Here is a 17,467-nt window from a genome sequence, read left to right on the forward strand (position 1 = left end):
ATCTTCAGAGCTATGATTGAATAACGTTCAGTAATAAGTGCCATTTATCATTTCAAGGCCCTGATGTTCAGGGCTTTGTTTTATCCAGTTAGCCATTAGAGTATCCAGAATGAAAGTGCTTAATTCTTTTTCAAAAACACGTTTAGCTTGGTTGCTATTGCTACTGTCCATTATTTTCTTTGAAAGTTCTGCACTCTTTTTTGAACATGTAATGAAACTCGCACCCTGTGTAATGTGTGTTTATGAACGTGTTGCAATGATGGGGATTGGTATTGCCGCTCTAATTGGTTTATTGGCGCCTAAAAATGGCCTATTACGCTGGTTAGGATTAGCTGGCTGGGGATTTAGTGCTTACCGTGGTCTTGAATTAGCCTATCAACATGTAGGATTTCAATTTAACCCATCACCCTTTGCTACTTGTGATTTATTTGTCCAATTTCCTTCATGGGCACCACTTAACCATTGGGTTCCATGGATGTTTGAAGCCTATGGTGATTGTGCCAAAGTGGTATGGACCTTCCTTGATCTTTCAATGCCACAATGGCTAGTAATCATTTTTGCTGCCAACCTTATTGTTTGGGCCGTCATGGTTATTGCACAATTTTTTGGTAACAAGCGCTAAGCTATTACAGCTACATAAAAAACGAATATAAAAAAAGCGAAGCACAATGCTTCGCTTTTTTTATGCGCCACTATAGTAGCAACGTGTACTTAGCTAATATCGCTATCTCTTGAAGCTATATACTGTTGTAACGCGGCAATAATAGGATAATCAGCAGCACAAAACTGATAATCCGCTAATTGTCGTAATGAAACCCACGCTATTTTTTGATGGCTATTGAGCATAATATCCCCTTGCCGCCAATGGGATAAATAACCTTTAAGCTCAACGACTTTATCACCATAATCAAACACACTATCAGCAAGCCACATTCCCGTTGTAGTCGTTATCGACAGCTCTTCAGACAGTTCTCGTTCAAGGGCTTGTATTGGGGTTTCACCCTGCTCAACTTTGCCACCAGGAAATTCCCACAGCCCCCCCTGACTCGCATCATCAAACCGTTGGGCAATAAAATAATATCCCTGCTTTTCAATCACCCCCGCAACAACAATGACATGTGGCTTTGCTATTGTCATTACAGCGTTTTACCACAGCATTGTTTAAATTTCTTGCCACTTTCACATGGACAAGGATCGTTACGTCCAATACCTTTAAATGGATTAATTGCTTGAGCTCCAGAACCTATTTGCAATTGATCCGCCGCCATCATCACTTCGGTTAGCATTAAGGGTAACTGTGTATATAACTCACTGGCTGCTGGCATACCAGTAACACCCGCTTGTTCCATTTGCGCCAATGTTGCCGCTTCATCCACCAGTAACATTAATGTCGTTAATAGTGCTGACAACATGCGCATGGTGCCATCAGAAACGGTTTGCTGTTGCCAATTAGGCTCAATGAATGCCCACACAGCCAAAAATCCTTGCGCAAACTCACGTAACGCATTTTGATTACTGCCATCTTGCTGCCAAATCAAATTCGTTGGTAATTGGTATTCACCCGCTTTAACCTTACGATATTGCATTTCAAAATGACTAAGAATTGGCATTTTATCGGCGTCATCAACCATGACAACCGCAGCTTCATCACCACCACCATTGATTAAAACTGGCAGCCATATTTCTGGCTCCATTGGCTTTGGGTTAGCATTCGCAGCAAATAAAGCACCTTCAATAAAAGCCGCTGACATCCCTTGCCAATGTGATGGTAACGTCATTAATGTATTCATTCGATGTCCTACAGGTTAATTCTTTTGATTCACTTTACCGCTATTATACGTCGAATATGCATGGCAATAGCCATAACGACACCATTAATCGCCGTTAATCGCTAAAATTTGATAAAGTTAAAAGCAAATTAAATAAAAATACGTTATTTATAGCCCTCGACTTATATATGATGGATACACTTATGTCACCCCGTTCACTGAATGCGATTATTGCTGGAGCCAGCGGCTTAGTCGGTACTGAGCTATTACATCAATTACTCGACCACCCACGTTTTGATCATATCTACGCTTTAGCTCGTCGACCATTACCTTTTCATAGTAAGAAATTACACCAAATTATAGACAGTCAATTACGTATTATTGCTTGGGAGAATGATCAACCCGTACCTGAATATGGTTTTATCTGTTTAGGAACAACCAAAAAAAAGGCGGGCACAAAACAAGAGCTTGAAGCGATTGACGTTGATTTAGTTAAAAATGTCGCTATTACGATGAAAAATTTGGGTGTAAAGCACCTTTTCGTGGTATCCAGCTTAGGCGCCTCTAAATACTCCCCTTCTCATTATTTACGCTGTAAAGGGAAGATGGAACAAGCATTAACCACTTTAGCATTTGAACATTGTGTCTTTGTTCGTCCAGGTCCACTTAAAGGCGAACGAAATCAACCCCGCCAAGATGAATTAGTTATTCAACGTATTTTTGATGTTATTCATCCATTAATGGTTGGCCCACTGCAACACTACCTGCCTATTCCTGCCGAAGATGTCGCAACCAGTATGCTAAAACTAGCCATCACATGTGATAAGCACCAATTACGACCAACCACAATTATTTCAGGCTATCATCTACAATCAAAGTAAAAACAAAGATGACAAATTAGCCAACTCGCACTAGACTCTTGCCCCTTAGCTATTTACCAGTAGAGCAAACACCCCTATGCGAGTTATTTTAGGCCCGATGGAAGGCGTATTAGATCATCTAATGCGTGAGATGCTAACCGAGATTAATGACTATGATCTTTGCGTAACTGAATTTGTACGTATCATTGATAGCCTACAACCCAATAGTGTTTTCTATCGTTTATGTCCTGAATTACATCAAGGCGGTAAAACACGCTCTGGTACACCAGTTCGTGTTCAACTATTAGGTCAAGATCCACAATGGATGGCTGAAAATGCTCACCGTGCGTGTAACCTTGGTTCTGCTGGCATCGATATTAACTTTGGTTGCCCAGCCAAAGCAGTAAATAAAAGCCGTGGTGGTGCGGTATTACTAAAAGAACCTGAGTTAATCTATCAGATAGTAAAAGCCACTCGTGCCGCGGTTAATCCAACCAAACCTGTAACCGCTAAGGTACGTTTAGGTTGGGATGATCCGCAACAATGCTTTGAGATTGCCGACGCAATTGCGCAGGCTGGCGCTGATGAAATGGTTATTCATGCTCGAACAAAAGATGATGGTTATAAAGCAGACACCATCAAATGGGATTACATTCGTCAACTTCGCCAGCATGTTACATTACCGATTATTGCCAATGGCGAAGTCTGGAGCCATGCTGATGGCCAGGCATGTTTAGCCGCAACCCATACTGATGCATTAATGGTTTGCCGTGGTGCATTAAACTTACCCAATTTAGGTAATGTGGTTAAATATAACCAAGCCCCGATGACATGGGAACAAGTGTTAGCCTTATTATTAACCTACTCGCAATTTGAAATCAAAGGCGATAAAGGCTTATATTACCCCAACCGTGTTAAACAATGGTTTGCTTATTTACGTCATCAATATCCACAAGCGAAATTATTATTTACTGATATTCGTTGTCTCAATAAAGCAGCGCCAATTATTGAACGATTAGAACTTGCACAACAACAATTGTCGTTAACCGCTTAAAAAATATATCTAATCATAGCGTTAGATATATTCACGGCTATCACTCGCTGGCTCATCAATATATTCTTGTTAAGAAAAATACCACTAACGTATGTTTTTGAGCCATTATTTAATCAGCGACTCCCCACAAAAGTAAAGGATTGATAATGCGTTGGAAGAATTCTCGCCAAAGCTCAAACATTGAAGATCGACGTGGCGATAGCCCTGCTCAAGCTGGTCTACCAGCGGCAGGATTATTGCGTTTAGTTCCCTTACTGATGCGCAGTAAAATAGGTCGAATCATTTTAGTCATCGGCGGCTTATTTTTAGCTTTTCAATATTTCACTGGTGGCGGTTCCTCCCTTGGTCTACAACAATCTCACACACCGAAGAAAGCCGCACTACAATCAAATGATGAGAATAAGCAATTTGTCGCCGCTATTCTTGGTACCACAGAAAGTGTTTGGGACAAGCAACTATCGGGGAAATATCAACCACCAACACTAGTGCTGTATAACAATGTTACTCGCACAGGTTGTGGCACAGGTTCAGCACAAACGGGTCCCTTTTATTGCCCTGCAGATCAAAAAATCTATCTTGATCTTGGCTTTATTAAAGAGCTTAATAAATTAGGCGCACCAGGTGATTTTGCCTTTGCATATGTTATCGCTCATGAAGTTGGTCACCATGTTCAAAAGTTACTTGGTACGAGTGATAAAGTGCATCAACTACAACAGCGAAGCGATAAAATCACCGCCAATAAACTCAGTGTAAAGTTAGAGCTTCAAGCCGACTGCTACGCTGGTGTTTGGGGTCACTATGTCAATCAACAAGGCATGCTTGATGCGGGTGATATAGAAGAAGGGATCAATGCTGCTAGTGCCGTTGGCGATGATCGTTTACAAAAATCAGCAGGACAAGCTGTACAGCCAGATGCCTTTACCCATGGCAGTTCACAACAGCGTATTTCATGGTTTAAAAAAGGTTTTAAATCAGGCGATCCAAAAGTCTGTAATACTTTTGCTCGTCCATAATTTGCACTAAGAGTGTAATCAAATTAAAAATGCCCTCGAAACGGTCAGTGACGAGGGCATTTTTTATTAAATCAACAAACAATTAGCGGCTTATTCACTAATACGATTAGGATGATTTAGGATGTGATCTTCCCAATCAATCACGTCAATTTCATACACGATTTTATTGCGCACAGATTCATCTGCAGCATGCATTGCTTCTTTAGAACCCGTGATCAATGGGTGCCACTCAGGTAAAGGTTTACCCTCAGCAAGCAAACGATAAGCACATGTTTCAGGTAGCCATACAAACTCATCAATGCGCTCACGAGTTAATTTAAGACACTCTTCGCCTGACTCAAATCGGTTTGCGTAATCTTTACATGAACATGTTTGATTATCGAGCAGACTACACGCGACATTGGTGTAATAAATATCATCGGTATCATCATCAATTAACTTATGTAGACAACATTTACCGCAGCCATCACAAAGTGATTCCCACTCTTGATCTGTCATTGTCGCTAAGTCTTTCTGTTGCCAAAAATGGGTCATGATACTTACACCAGTATTGTTATTTGTGTCGTTCAATACGCCACAATAATGAATGAGCTTATCAAAAAATAAAGCAGGCGGTTTTTATAGCGATCAATACGGTAAACTGCAAATTAAAAATACCTATTAATCACCAATACCGACAGAAATAATAGCTATTATCATTTAGCGTAGGAATAAATTACCAACCTGTAAATAATCGAGATCGATAAAATCACCAAGTCATTTGGCTTTTAGGATTAACAATGGTAATTTGCGCAACCAATTTGTAAAGCAGAAAGAGATAAATATGATGGAATGTCGTTTGGGTTGTGGAGCATGCTGTATTGCTCCGAGTATATCATCTTCGATTCCAGGAATGCTGAATGGTAAACCTGCGGGGGTACGTTGCGTGCAGTTAAATGAAAACAATTTATGCAAACTCTTTGGTCACCCAGAACGCCCAGCGGTGTGTCATAATTTTAAAGCTTGCTCTGATATTTGTGGTAATACCAACGAGCAAGCCTTAACAATTATTACCGAGCTTGAGCAAATAACCGAATGATTATTGCTGCTTGCTTACTGAAGAATAATGCTATTCTTTGGCCCCGCCAGTCAGAATACGTAATGCATTTTTAGCATTTTCTACCACTTGATGGCCAGAATATGTCAAATATCCTCCATCCTCTTCAGTCACTAATCCTTTCGCATACAAACGTTGCGCTGCAGAGATAACAGTAGGACTTGCATCGCTATGAACCTTAATACCTTCCATATTGCTGTGCATAGGGAATTTTACCAGCAGATTCATTTCATCAACGATATCGGGAGTGTACAGCATAGTCACCTCTTAATATGGAAAATCCCAGTGGGATAAATAATCTATTATTAATATTAGCGTTTGTTGGTAAGAAAACTAGGTGCAGAGATCAATATCTGAAGATCTTTCTCTACCAAGATGAGATCCACGTCAAAAAATTGAACATCTATCAGTCATTAAGTTTCAGCGTTGTATGAAAAACGACCTAAGTTATTGAGAGATATAAAAAAGCCGCTTCACAAAATCATCATAATATATGAAACAATTTGCTATTAGCGGCTTTTTGACTGTTCTTTGTCGCGATTATGCTTGAATACCAACAATTAACCATGGTGCATTAGGTTTGCGTAAATCACGCTCTAAATGCCATACATCATTAATATCTTCTTCTACACCTTCAACGCTATCTTTATAACGGCCACTGAACTTAATACTTAACTGAGCCATATTTGCATCATGATCAGCACGTACAAGTTCTGCATCAACGTACATCACTTCTGTATGTTGTTCTTCAGACAGCTTTGCACGCTCAGCAGTTAAATCCACTAATAAAGCGGGAGACACGTACTCACGAATTTTTTCTAATTCGTTATGATTCCATGCGCCTTGAATAATACGATAATGATCACGCGAACCATTTAGGAATGCATTCATATTAAAGTTTGGCGGTAAGTTAAACGGCACATCGCTATCTGTTGATTCAAAACCAGATGATTGTTGTTGTGCTGCACCTTGGCGGAATTGTTGCTGTTGTTGACGTTGCTGTTGAGGCTGACGAGGAGAATTTCCAGCATAAGACTCACGGTGCCCCATCGGTGTACCTTTATTCGCACGCATTGCTTTAAATAGTTTAAACAATACAAAAGCAATCACACCGATAATAAGAATATCCATAAACTGGATACCATCAAATGCGCCACCAAAGAAAGCGGCTAACAAACCACCAGCAAGAAGACCACCTAACAAACCACCCATTAGGCCTTTTTTCGCCGATGATGCTGCGGTTGGATTTTGTTTACGAATAGTGTCAGTCTGTTGCGGTTGCTGCTTACGAACCGGAGCGGTTTTAAAGCTTTTACCAAATGACTTACCACCACCGAATCTTTTTGCTTCTGCATGTGATGCTGTAAACGATACAGCCACAATAAGAGCAAATACGGTAAAAAAGCGTTTCATAATAATCGATATACCTTCGTCATTAACTCTAAGCATCGTAGCTATTCGCTACAAAATGTCAATTTAATCACTCATTAAAATTGTTACTAACGTTTAACATCTATTACGCATATTTCAAATAATAAATTAAACGCAGAATAATCAGACATCTAACACTAATAATACAGGCATCATTTTACGTATTTTTTTATATAATTAAACATAAAGCCATTTAATGCGCATAGTTATGCGTAATAAATTGAACTAATACAACCTAAAAGGTGAAAATTCCAATATCATTCCATATATTATCCGCAGTAAACGTTTATTATTATATACTGTTTTTTATGTCATCAACGAAAGTTAACAATATCTGTTCAACAATGTTACTTTCATTAATTATTATGATCTTTTCTCAATGGAGCTAGCTATGCAAGAGAACAATACACATAGTAAATTTGTGGGTTATCTATTGTGGATTTTTGGTTTTACAGGTGCTCACCGTTTTTATTATGGTAAACCAGTAACAGGTACCATTTGGTTTTTAACACTCGGTTTGTTTGGCATTGGCTGGTTAATCGATTTATTTTTAATCCCGTCAATGAACCGTGAATCTGATTTACGCTTCGCCGGCGGTGAAATTGATTATAATATTGCGTGGCTACTATTAACCTTCCTTGGTGTATTTGGTGTTCATCGCATGTACATGGGTAAATGGTTAACTGGTATTCTCTATCTATGTACTTTTGGCTTTTTCCTCATCGGTATTTTAATCGATTTTTGGACGCTAAATGATCAAGTGTCGCTTGAAAATATCAAAAAACAAAAAGCATAGTATTTATATTTGATGACTCATATTGTGGCATTATATGCACCGCTTATTACAGCCGCATCAATGCCGCAATACTTACATTATGTGAAATTTATAATTTCCATAATGGTTCAAAATAACAATTATTAGAATAATTAAAAAAGCAGTCTATCACTAGGCTAATTACGACAACTGCAAACATATTTAAAGAGTATAATTCCATGGCAAGAAGAAATGACCACACCCGCGAAGAATTGGTAAGTATGACTCTTGAGCAAGTAAAAAACTTTCTCGATGAGCACCCACACCATGAACTGAGCTTACGTAAAGTCGCGGCGATGATTGGCTATGTTCCAAGTACTTTAGTGAATGTGTTTGGTAACTATAATCTATTACTCCTTCATGCCGTAGCTCAAACACTTGACGAATTATTCCAACAAGCAGAAATGTGTGTTCGCGACTCAACCTCTTCTCAAGAAGCACTGCGTAATCTTGCTTTCTGTTATCTTGATTTTGCTACCGCACACCCTTATCGCTGGCAGTTAATTTTCCAACATACCATGAATGGCGAAGATCTACCTGAATGGCAAACAGATCGTATTGATAATATGACGGGTATGCTTGAAGCGTTAATTGGCCAAATTAATGGTGAGATGAGCGATAAAGAAGTACTTGAAGCTAGTCGTGTTATCTGGGCTGGTGTTCACGGTATTACATTATTAACTGTAGACGATAAATTATTCACCTCAACACCTGTTGATGGTAAAGCATTGATCAATAATTTATTAGATACCTACCTTAATTCATGGCATAAATAATTTAACGAGAACAACAGAATGTCCCCTAAACCTCAGTCAAGCTTATTAACTAAACGACGGTTTTTACCTTATTTTCTAACACAGGCTTTAGGGGCATTTAATGATAATGTTTATAAAAACATTCTATTGATTTTCATTGCTTATGCTTCAGTACACACACTTCCACTTAATGCTGATCTATTAATTAATTTAGCTGCGGGATTATTTATTCTGCCCTTTTTCTTATTTTCAGCCTCAGCCGGTATTCTCGCTGATATTTATGATAAAGCGAAAATAATGCGAATAGTCAAACTGGCTGAAGTCATTATTATGTGTTGTGCTGCCATTGCCTTTATTTACCAAAGTTATCTATCGCTATTATTTTTGTTGTTTTTGATGGGCACCCAGTCTGCATTTTTTGGCCCAGCTAAATATGCATTATTACCTCAACACCTTAAAAAAAGTGAATTAGTCTCTGGCAATGCACTGGTTGAAACCGGCACATTTCTGGCTATTTTACTTGGCACTATTATCGCTGGTGTTATTGCTAACAGTGACAATAGCCGTTACATTGCGGCCATTAGTGTGATTCTGTTTGCTATTTTAGGTTATGTCACTTCGCTGGCGATTCCACCAGCACCACCCAGCCAACCTCATATCAAATTTCATTGGCGTCCATGGCAACAAACGCGTCATACCATGAAAATTGCCCAGCAAGATAAAATCATATTTCAATGTATCATCGGTATTAGTTGGTTTTGGTTCCTTGGCGCGTGTTACTTAACCCAGTTCCCGAATTTTGCCAAATCCAATTTAGGTGGCCAAGCCTCTTCTGTTTCTTTCTTACTGACCTTATTTTCAATCGGTATCGCTATTGGTTCAATGTTATGTGATCGATTATCACACCACCGTATTGATCCCGGCATCGTTCCTATCGGCTGTTTTGGCATCAGTCTGTTTGGTTTCGGGCTCTACGCCATGACCCCAAGTATTATTCCGGTTAGTGACTCTATCTTAACGTTTGTGGCACAACCCTCACTATGGCCTGTTTTTATCTCGCTATTGTTGCTCGGTGTCGCTGGCGGTATTTTTATTGTGCCGCTGTATACTTTAATGCAACAACGTGCCCAAGAAGATCAACGCGCTCAAATTATTGCAGCTAATAATATTTGGAATGCGGTATTTATGGTGATCAGTGCCATTACTGCCATTATTTGTTTATCACTACTACACCTGTCTATTCCTCAATTTTTCTTATTATTATCAGGATTAAACGGCTTAGTCTTAGTATATATCTATTTTCAAGCCCCTGATTTTTTCTGGCGTTTCGTGGTATGGGTTGTCACTCACACCATGTACCGCGTTCAGCATCAAAATCTTAACAACCTTCCTCAACAGGGAGGTACATTGCTCGTTTGTAACCATGTTAGCTATATGGATGCGTTATTATTAGCAGGCGCTTGTCCTCGCCCTATTCGCTTTCTAATGGACGAAAACATTTATAACTTGCCGCTTGTGAATACCTTTTGTCGTGCTTGCAAAGCGATTCCTGTTGATTCAAATGATAGAAAATCTGTCCGTACTGCATTTGCACTCGTTGCGTCTTATTTAGAGAATGGCGATATTGTGTGTGTATTTCCAGAAGGACACTTAACGCAAGATGGTGAAATAGCCCCTTTCATGCGAGGCATCGATTTAATTATTAAGCGTTCAAGCGTTGCGGTGATCCCTGTTGCTTTACAAGGATTATGGGGCAGTTATTTTAGTCGTGAAGGTGGACATGCCTTACTAAAATGGCCGAAACGGTTTTGGTCAAAGGTGACCATTGTTGCTGGAGATTGTGTACATTCAGAAGCAACCAATAGCCAATTACTGCGTCAACAAGTCATCGAATTACGTGGTAATAAGCGCTAAAATAAAAAGGCGAAGCCATAATGCTTCGCCTTTATACTCATATCTGTTTTTAGTTTTAATCTTGTGATGCTAACCACTTAGTCAAATCTGAACGAGAAACCTTTACATTTTGAGTAAAGCATTCAGGTAATGAAAGATAGCGAATCGGTCGCTTATGTGGCGCTACATTTTGCGACATATAAGTCACAAGCTGATCGACTAAATAACTGTCTAGCGGTTGCGCTGTGGTTACTATTGCCACCGGTCTAGCACCAAAGTCATGATCATCTATTGGCAGTACAATAACTTGATTAACCGCGGCGTGTTGTAATAACACTTGTTCGATATCTTCAGGTTGTACATTTTCCCCCCCTGAAATGAACATATTATCAGCACGACCTCGAATAAATAATTCATCATCATGCCACTCGCCTAAGTCTTTGGTTGCAAACCAATTATCATCGTCATCATAGCCCAATAACGAAAAAATCGTATTATTGCGGTAATATCCTAAACATAATACTTTACCGCGTACCCAAATTTCACCCTCACGTAAGATAAGCTCACGATTAGGTAACACCGTCCCAACACCCGCACTACTATTGGCACGTTTAGCGGTTATAGTTGATGCCATTTCTGTCATTCCATAACCACTCCAACATTCAATCCCGGCTTGCTCTGCTGCCGTGGTTAAACTCACCGGAATGGTAGCCCCACCCAATAGCACTTGTTGTAACTTGTGCTGGTGTGCGTATTCGGAATCAAGGAAACGTTGCAATTGCGTTGGCACCAATGAAGCATGACTGACCCATTGTAGTGCTTGTTGCTGTAATGCTGGTTCTACCAAGACGATACGTGCACCACGGTATAGCCATCGCCAAACAATCGCTAATCCTGAAATATGAAATAACGGCAGTGACAATAGCCAACTATCGTCAGCGGTAAAGGTCATTTGCTTTAATAACCCACTCGCACTGGCTAAATGCGATTGTGGATGGTGCACAACTGCTTTAGGTAAACCTGTCGAACCTGATGTTAACGTCAGTGAAACCGGGCGGTGTTCTTGCCACATCACCGGAATAATACGTTCAGACGTTACTGCAGGATTCAAAGAAAGCGTATGCCCATGTAATTGTTCTGCCGTATCTATCTCTGGGCACCAAATGTGATCATTATCCAATGCCGTTAATTGCTCAATTAACACCTTAGCTGGCAATTTAGGATTGAGGCCAACATAACGGGCACCAACACGAATAATCGCTAATAACAGCCACAACACGTCGATACTGTTTGGCGCAATCACCGCAACTAATTGATCGCGTTTGACCCCTTGAGCCACAAGTCGCTGTGCATAAGTTTCAATATTAGCGGTAACTTCAATCCAATTCCACGTAACTGCACCGGCGTTTACATCACCTAATGCAATCGCAATTTCAGTAGGTCTTTGTTCGGCCCAATATTGCCAAGGCCACTTTTGAAATTCTGCTATTATTTGTGCCATACCATGTCTAATTCAGATAAAGAAATCACTGGTAATTCACAACCAGGCCATGACTGCATTAACTGGGTTTGAAATAATTGCATAGTGTCTAATCCAGGAATCACATTGGGTGTTTGCCATTGTGCTAAACGTGCCAATTGATTTAACCCTAAACTTGATTCAAGACTAGAACTGATCACCGCGGTCAATCCAACAGCATGTGCTTGCTCGATCAATGTAATGCATCGTGCAAGAGAACCAATTAGCGTCGGTTTTATAATAATCGCGGCCACACCAGGTTCAGCTTTTACTTCAAATCCAGCATCGCGTACTGTTTCATCCCAAGCAATATTGATTCCAGTTTGTTGAGCAAACGCTAAACTGTCACTGGGTAAACGACAAGGTTCTTCTAAAAAGGCAATGCCGCTACGGTGTTCAGGCTTAACATACTTCGCAAATTGTTGGGCTTTTAATGGTGTCCATTGACGGTTTGCATCAAGTCGTAATTGCATATCAGGAATCGCTTCCAGTAGCATATTTGCCACAATGCCATCACGTACAGCTTCATACATGCCGACTTTAATCTTAGCCACTTTATCACCCGGCATCTGATTAAAACGTTCCACTAAATCATCAGGATCACCACAACATAATGGCGCAACTAAATAATTACCAGTAACGGGAAGTTCAGCGGCCAATTCCGCAATAGCACAACTAATACCAAACGCAACAGAAGGAAAAGCAGCATCTAAATCAAGTGCTTCACCAGCAACCCATTGTGAGAGTAATTGTTGTGCTTGCTCGCCTGCTTCTATAGCAGTTTCAACACTAAACTCTGGTAATGGCGCAATTTCACCATAAGCTAATTGTTGATCTTGGCATAACTCAACCACCCAACCTTCACGTGTAACCAATCGTTGATCTCGTAAAATAACCCCAGAATCCATTGGAAGTTGGTATTGAAATAACTTAGCGCTGCGCATTACATTTCCTTATATTTTGCTAAAGCTGTATCTAACAAACACTCTAGCCAGAAAACAGAGTCTCTTCTTTACTTTATAACCTTATTATTAACCAAGAAAGGTTAATAATGCCGTCGTAAAAGCAACAGGTTGTTCAATATGAATATTGTGACCAGCATTATCAATGACTGTCACGGCTAAACCACAAGCCGCAGCTAAGTCTCGAAACTTAGTATCATGCTCACCACAAAGATAATGTACTGGAACAGAAAGCTGTTGTAATTGAGGTAATAATTGTGGCTGTTTAGCAAGCGAGGTCGCCAACATCATTTTAGCAATACCAGCACCTAAATTATCACTTCGTTTAGTAACCAAAGCTTGTCGCTGTGCTGTCGTCAATGATGTAAAAACGGACTGTTGATACCAATCTTGTAATACATCGATTAATGGTTGCTGAGCAAACCGTGCCGCCCAACGCTGATCATGTTGATAGCGAGGCTCTCGTTCAGCACTTGGTAATCCAAAATGCCCGCCTTCAAGCAACACTTTAATTAATCGAGGTCCATTAGAGGATACAGAAGGATCAGCAGCTAATGCACATGCATGATACATGGCTAATCGCGCCCCCATCGAATACCCAATAAGCACGTAATCAGTAACGCCACGATGAGATAAGGTTGTATTCAGTGCGTGATGAATAGCATCAAATCCCCCGTCTAAAGCTGCGGCTGTCATGCCAACATCAACAAACGCACTCAGCCCATGACCGGGTAAATCGATAGTCATGCATTGTTGAGTCATGGCCAGTTGGCTAATCACATAACGCCAATCATGACCATTACCCAATAAGCCATGCAAAAAAACGAGAGTAGGTTGATTAGCATTCGCTTTAGAACCGAAAGTTTCAGAATAAAGTAGCATGCTCAACCTCAGCAAATAATGCCTTTAGCATTGCTCCAGCTTCACCCGCTGGCGTTTTAATTTCAACCAGAGTTGTACCTATATGTGCTTGACCATTACGAATAGCTGTTTCAGCAGCATTCAATGAAGTTGGTGCGCAATACTGTAAACCGAACATCGCCGCCGCATGGCTAAACTCAAACCCATGAGGCATGCGATAAAAATCATCTTTTTGCTGATCAGGCACAGGCAACATATCAAAAATACCACCACCGTCATTATTGGTGACAATAACCACAATCGGGTATTGATGTTGATTCAATAATGCCAATGAATTGAGATCATAGAGTAGCGATGTATCGCCAATCAGACACACTAATGGCGCTTTACGAGCACGCTGCACACCAGCAGTCGTTGCAATAAGGCCATCAATGCCAGACGCACCACGATTAGCAAATGTCGCGGTTAAAGGTAATTTAGCGCACATATCCAACAATCGAACAATCATGCTATTACCCAAAAACAATTCTGTTTGAGGCGCTATCCACGGCATAACTTGTGCGGCTAAGCCTAATTCAGAAAAACGATTACTGTGAGCTGCAACAATATCAAAATAACGTTGCGATGCTTCAGCTAACGGCAGTGCCCATTGTGAATATAGTGACTCAGTTGTTAACGCTATTGCTGCTTGCGCCCATGCATCAATGTTGGCTTGAATACGCTGACTACGGCGATGATGAGAGTCTAATCGTCCAGCCAGCGGATCAATCAGTAAAAACGCCTGCCATTGATGCTGACCAATAAACTGTAATAACCGTTTTGAAACGATACGACCGCCAAATTGCAGTAGCACCTGCGTTTGTTGAAGATGATGCTGACAGGCACCGTTTTGTAACCAGCCATCAAAGCCAGCATAATCACTACTGCCACCCGCTTGCGGATCCACCAGCAATGGCCAACCTAATATTGACGCTAATTGTTGAACAGTTTTAAGCTCACTCGTCGCTAATCGTCCAGCAACAATCACCCCTTTCTGAGCACATAATGCTTGCCATTGTGTTGCATCAATAGTTGCCATTGCCGATGACAATAGCGCTTGATGCTGACAGTAAGGGGTAGCATCCTGCTGCCATTGTGCAACAGGGGTAAGGTAATCACTAAAATCAACATCATCGCCATACAGCGGTTCTGGATAGTGACAGTTAAAATGTACCGAACCACCACGTAATTGTTGCTGCTGCATCGCATCATCAATAGCACATAACAACCAATTAGGACTAATATCCAAACTTGGACTTGGTATATCTAAAAAGTGACTTACATGATCAGAAAAGATCCCATGCTGCCGAATCGCTTGGTTGGCACCGCATTGAAGTAATTCAGCGGGGCGATCAGAGGTTAACAGTACCAGTTTTTCACCAGTAAGCCCTGTTTCAGCCACCGCTGGTAATAAATTCGCGACCGCAGTACCCGATGTCACAATAACCGCTACCGGAGATTGAGATGCTTTAGCTAAACCTAAAGCTAAAAAACCCAAACCTCGCTCATCAAAATGGGTATGAATCGTAAGTTGCGTTAGTTTTGCTGCCGCTAACGTTAATGGTGTCGAACGAGAACCTGGCGCAATACAGACATGTTGCACACCCAGTCTCATTAACTCTTCAAGCATTAAGCTTGCCCAACAACCATTTAATGCAGCTCGGTATGATTGGCTCGTTGTTAATGGTGGCTGTATCATGCGCTTTTATATCCCATCTTATCCATAATATTCACATCATCAGAACAGGGTTGTTCAAACAAACTGCACAGGGTGGATGTTTTGCGATCGAGCTCTTTCCATTCACTATCGGCAACAGAACCCGGCACAATACCCGCCCCTGCAAACAAATGTAAATCATCACCACTGATCATCGCACTACGTATCGCGACACAAAACTCACTGTGTTTTTGTCCAATATACCCCACAGCACCGCTATACCAACCACGGGCAAACGGTTCGTGATCTGCAATAAAATTTAACGCCGCATCACGGGGTAAACCAGCAATAGCCGCCGTTGGCTGTAGGCTATCAAGTAGGTTGGCACTGAAAACAGCATCATTAAGCTGACCATCAATACTGCGTTTTAAATGCTGCACTTTGCGTAACTGCACCAATTCAGGCACTGGCGCAACATTCATTGATTCACACTGAGGAACCAAACGTTCAACAATATCATCAACCACTAAACGGTTTTCATAGCGATTTTTTGTATCCGCCAATAACCACTGTGCCAATTGTTGATCTTCTTGAGTATCGGCTCCGCGTCCAATCGTGCCCGCCAATGCTTCTGTTTGTAATGCTCGCTCATGACGTTGAAATAAACGCTCAGGTGTCGACCCAACAAAACAATGCTCAGCATCTAGCGCCATTAAGAAATGGAAACTATTGCTATTACTGGCGCGACTTGCTTTAAGCAATTGTGCTGGCAATACCGGATGATCAAGTTGCAATGTTGTGCGTCGAGCCAACACCACTTTTTCAAATTCATCATTAGCGATTCCCGTCAGAGCTTGATCAATCATGGTTGACCAACCTGCAAAGTCAGGGCTATAGCTACGACTTAAAATACGGCTATCAATATCAGTGACGATATCAGGGCTGATAACGATTTTTTCTAACATCGCTAACATACGCGGCTTATCGTCACTCATATTTGCAGCAAGATGCCACTCACCATCAAAACGAATGATTTCAAGTAATGGCAAAAAGAAGAAAGACGACAGGCAACGTCGATTACGATCAGTATGCCCATCAAAAGAACGTCCACCCCAAACACGCTGATCGTCATTAATCACTTGTTCAGCGATTAACGGATCGGTAAACGTTTTTATCTGCCCTAAAGCAACCACTTCTTCACGACAATCTCGAGATTGCCAATAGAATTTAGGAAATAAAGATTGCGCATCCATCCAATCAATTAAATCAGTATTTGCAGGCAGTTCTAGTTTTACTAGTAATCGTTGAGTTGTTGCTGATGCTTGTTTAATGTTAGCAATCAATAATGCAACGGCTTGTTGTAACGCAGTCAAGATAACCTCGCTCAGCTAAATATCACCAATACGGCTCATCCCTGGCTGAAAGATAAAAATATGCCAATCATGGACATACTTGGTTCTTTGCTAATAATCGTTCTTATTTCAATGGTTACTTAGCTAGAAAACCATTGATTATCAGCAAAGACGAATGATCTGAGTATTCTACCTCACTCAATAGCATCTGACTAATGAAGTAACATCATTCCTTTATCCTATATTTCAGCATAAATAGCTGAACCTTAACAATAACTGTAGTTAATACCACAGCTACTATGGGTTCGAAATAACACAAAAAACTATTTTTCCAAATTTTATGCTGAAAGGTGTTCCTTTAAACTGGTTTTATAGTGTAATTTGTGAGGATA

The 17,467-nt window shown here is 40.7% G+C and carries 18 protein-coding genes; 8 read left to right on the plus strand and 10 right to left on the minus strand.

What is annotated here, in order from left to right; all coding sequences use genetic code 11:
- The first annotated feature begins 109 nt into the window (after positions 1–109).
- Positions 110–622 carry a disulfide bond formation protein DsbB gene (dsbB, locus tag CZ809_RS12510; RefSeq protein ID WP_080157965.1) on the plus strand — a complete coding sequence of 171 codons (513 nt, stop codon included), beginning with the start codon at positions 110–112 and terminating at the stop codon, positions 620–622.
- Positions 623–711: 89 nt separating this feature from the next.
- On the opposite strand, the gene CZ809_RS12515 is transcribed toward dsbB, so the two are convergent.
- Entirely contained in the window at positions 712–1,137 is a 426-nt protein-coding gene (locus tag CZ809_RS12515; RefSeq protein WP_080157966.1) for a (deoxy)nucleoside triphosphate pyrophosphohydrolase, read from the minus strand.
- The gene (locus CZ809_RS12520; RefSeq protein WP_080157967.1) at positions 1,137–1,790 is read right to left on the minus strand and encodes a YecA/YgfB family protein; all 654 of its coding nucleotides are present in this window, start codon (positions 1,788–1,790) and stop codon (positions 1,137–1,139) included. Before CZ809_RS12520 ends, CZ809_RS12515 begins: the two co-directional genes overlap by 1 nt.
- A 182-nt stretch (positions 1,791–1,972) precedes the next feature.
- Between CZ809_RS12520 and CZ809_RS12525 the strand changes: the two genes are divergently transcribed.
- The 3 genes from CZ809_RS12525 to ypfJ all read left to right on the plus strand — a co-directional run bounded on the left by CZ809_RS12525 (position 1,973) and on the right by ypfJ (position 4,696).
- Positions 1,973–2,650, plus strand: a complete 678-nt coding sequence (locus tag CZ809_RS12525) for an NAD-dependent epimerase/dehydratase family protein (protein WP_080157968.1) — start codon at positions 1,973–1,975, stop codon at positions 2,648–2,650.
- Between the two features lie 76 nt (positions 2,651–2,726).
- Complete coding sequence (gene dusC, locus CZ809_RS12530; protein ID WP_080157969.1) at positions 2,727–3,683, plus strand: tRNA dihydrouridine(16) synthase DusC; 957 nt, start codon at positions 2,727–2,729, stop codon at positions 3,681–3,683.
- A 146-nt stretch (positions 3,684–3,829) separates the two neighbouring features.
- Positions 3,830–4,696 (plus strand): KPN_02809 family neutral zinc metallopeptidase, encoded by an 867-nt coding sequence (gene ypfJ / locus CZ809_RS12535; RefSeq protein ID WP_080157970.1) that lies wholly within the window; start codon positions 3,830–3,832, stop codon positions 4,694–4,696.
- A 90-nt stretch (positions 4,697–4,786) separates the two neighbouring features.
- Here ypfJ and CZ809_RS12540 read toward each other — a convergent pair whose 3' ends face one another.
- Entirely contained in the window at positions 4,787–5,230 is a 444-nt protein-coding gene (locus CZ809_RS12540; protein WP_080157971.1) for a YcgN family cysteine cluster protein, read from the minus strand.
- A 292-nt stretch (positions 5,231–5,522) separates the two neighbouring features.
- Between CZ809_RS12540 and CZ809_RS12545 the strand changes: the two genes are divergently transcribed.
- Positions 5,523–5,774, plus strand: coding sequence for a YkgJ family cysteine cluster protein (locus tag CZ809_RS12545; protein ID WP_080158164.1), 252 nt, complete (start codon positions 5,523–5,525; stop codon positions 5,772–5,774).
- A 30-nt stretch (positions 5,775–5,804) separates the two neighbouring features.
- Here the strand turns inward: CZ809_RS12545 and CZ809_RS12550 are convergent, their stop codons facing one another.
- On the minus strand, positions 5,805–6,050 hold the full coding sequence (locus CZ809_RS12550) for a TIGR02647 family protein (protein WP_080157972.1): 246 nt from the start codon (positions 6,048–6,050) through the stop codon (positions 5,805–5,807).
- Between the two features lie 282 nt (positions 6,051–6,332).
- Positions 6,333–7,205: a Tim44 domain-containing protein gene (locus CZ809_RS12555; RefSeq protein ID WP_080157973.1), complete on the minus strand. Its 873-nt coding sequence runs from the start codon at positions 7,203–7,205 to the stop codon at positions 6,333–6,335.
- Between the two features lie 409 nt (positions 7,206–7,614).
- Here CZ809_RS12555 and CZ809_RS12560 point away from each other — a divergent pair, with 409 nt between their 5' ends.
- The 3 genes from CZ809_RS12560 to CZ809_RS12570 all read left to right on the plus strand — a co-directional run bounded on the left by CZ809_RS12560 (position 7,615) and on the right by CZ809_RS12570 (position 10,706).
- On the plus strand, positions 7,615–8,019 hold the full coding sequence (locus tag CZ809_RS12560; protein ID WP_080157974.1) for an NINE protein: 405 nt from the start codon (positions 7,615–7,617) through the stop codon (positions 8,017–8,019).
- A 197-nt stretch (positions 8,020–8,216) separates the two neighbouring features.
- Positions 8,217–8,813, plus strand: coding sequence for a TetR/AcrR family transcriptional regulator (locus tag CZ809_RS12565; RefSeq protein ID WP_080157975.1), 597 nt, complete (start codon positions 8,217–8,219; stop codon positions 8,811–8,813).
- A gap of 18 nt (positions 8,814–8,831) precedes the next feature.
- Entirely contained in the window at positions 8,832–10,706 is a 1,875-nt protein-coding gene (locus CZ809_RS12570) for an MFS transporter (RefSeq protein WP_080157976.1), read from the plus strand.
- A 55-nt stretch (positions 10,707–10,761) separates the two neighbouring features.
- On the opposite strand, the gene menE is transcribed toward CZ809_RS12570, so the two are convergent.
- From menE to CZ809_RS12595, 5 genes are all read right to left on the minus strand, one after another.
- The gene (gene menE / locus CZ809_RS12575) at positions 10,762–12,186 is read right to left on the minus strand and encodes an o-succinylbenzoate--CoA ligase (RefSeq protein WP_080157977.1); all 1,425 of its coding nucleotides are present in this window, start codon (positions 12,184–12,186) and stop codon (positions 10,762–10,764) included.
- On the minus strand, positions 12,174–13,148 hold the full coding sequence (gene menC, locus CZ809_RS12580; protein WP_080157978.1) for an o-succinylbenzoate synthase: 975 nt from the start codon (positions 13,146–13,148) through the stop codon (positions 12,174–12,176). The genes menE and menC overlap by 13 nt, the downstream gene beginning before the upstream one ends.
- An 87-nt stretch (positions 13,149–13,235) precedes the next feature.
- Positions 13,236–14,048, minus strand: coding sequence for a 2-succinyl-6-hydroxy-2,4-cyclohexadiene-1-carboxylate synthase (gene menH, locus CZ809_RS12585; protein ID WP_080157979.1), 813 nt, complete (start codon positions 14,046–14,048; stop codon positions 13,236–13,238).
- On the minus strand, positions 14,032–15,765 hold the full coding sequence (menD, locus tag CZ809_RS12590) for a 2-succinyl-5-enolpyruvyl-6-hydroxy-3-cyclohexene-1-carboxylic-acid synthase (protein WP_210434285.1): 1,734 nt from the start codon (positions 15,763–15,765) through the stop codon (positions 14,032–14,034). Before menD ends, menH begins: the two co-directional genes overlap by 17 nt.
- Positions 15,762–17,096, minus strand: a complete 1,335-nt coding sequence (locus tag CZ809_RS12595) for an isochorismate synthase (protein WP_080157980.1) — start codon at positions 17,094–17,096, stop codon at positions 15,762–15,764. The genes menD and CZ809_RS12595 overlap by 4 nt, the downstream gene beginning before the upstream one ends.
- Positions 17,097–17,467: the final 371 nt, after the last annotated feature.

It is taken from the genome of Photobacterium piscicola (assembly GCF_900166965.1).
Lineage (GTDB): Bacteria > Pseudomonadota > Gammaproteobacteria > Enterobacterales > Vibrionaceae > Photobacterium > Photobacterium piscicola.

Bases quoted from the DNA above. Each gene is read 5' to 3' on its own strand.
- dsbB (WP_080157965.1), top strand. From the start codon at position 110: ATGAAAGTGCTTAATTCTTTTTCAAAAACACGTTTAGCTTGGTTGCTA.
- CZ809_RS12515 (WP_080157966.1), bottom strand. From the start codon at position 1,137: ATGACAATAGCAAAGCCACATGTCATTGTTGTTGCGGGGGTGATTGAA.
- CZ809_RS12520 (WP_080157967.1), bottom strand. From the start codon at position 1,790: ATGAATACATTAATGACGTTACCATCACATTGGCAAGGGATGTCAGCG.
- CZ809_RS12525 (WP_080157968.1), top strand. From the start codon at position 1,973: ATGTCACCCCGTTCACTGAATGCGATTATTGCTGGAGCCAGCGGCTTA.
- dusC (WP_080157969.1), top strand. From the start codon at position 2,727: ATGCGAGTTATTTTAGGCCCGATGGAAGGCGTATTAGATCATCTAATG.
- ypfJ (WP_080157970.1), top strand. From the start codon at position 3,830: ATGCGTTGGAAGAATTCTCGCCAAAGCTCAAACATTGAAGATCGACGT.
- CZ809_RS12540 (WP_080157971.1), bottom strand. From the start codon at position 5,230: ATGACCCATTTTTGGCAACAGAAAGACTTAGCGACAATGACAGATCAA.
- CZ809_RS12545 (WP_080158164.1), top strand. From the start codon at position 5,523: ATGGAATGTCGTTTGGGTTGTGGAGCATGCTGTATTGCTCCGAGTATA.
- CZ809_RS12550 (WP_080157972.1), bottom strand. From the start codon at position 6,050: ATGCTGTACACTCCCGATATCGTTGATGAAATGAATCTGCTGGTAAAA.
- CZ809_RS12555 (WP_080157973.1), bottom strand. From the start codon at position 7,205: ATGAAACGCTTTTTTACCGTATTTGCTCTTATTGTGGCTGTATCGTTT.
- CZ809_RS12560 (WP_080157974.1), top strand. From the start codon at position 7,615: ATGCAAGAGAACAATACACATAGTAAATTTGTGGGTTATCTATTGTGG.
- CZ809_RS12565 (WP_080157975.1), top strand. From the start codon at position 8,217: ATGGCAAGAAGAAATGACCACACCCGCGAAGAATTGGTAAGTATGACT.
- CZ809_RS12570 (WP_080157976.1), top strand. From the start codon at position 8,832: ATGTCCCCTAAACCTCAGTCAAGCTTATTAACTAAACGACGGTTTTTA.
- menE (WP_080157977.1), bottom strand. From the start codon at position 12,186: ATGGCACAAATAATAGCAGAATTTCAAAAGTGGCCTTGGCAATATTGG.
- menC (WP_080157978.1), bottom strand. From the start codon at position 13,148: ATGCGCAGCGCTAAGTTATTTCAATACCAACTTCCAATGGATTCTGGG.
- menH (WP_080157979.1), bottom strand. From the start codon at position 14,048: ATGCTACTTTATTCTGAAACTTTCGGTTCTAAAGCGAATGCTAATCAA.
- menD (WP_210434285.1), bottom strand. From the start codon at position 15,765: ATGATACAGCCACCATTAACAACGAGCCAATCATACCGAGCTGCATTA.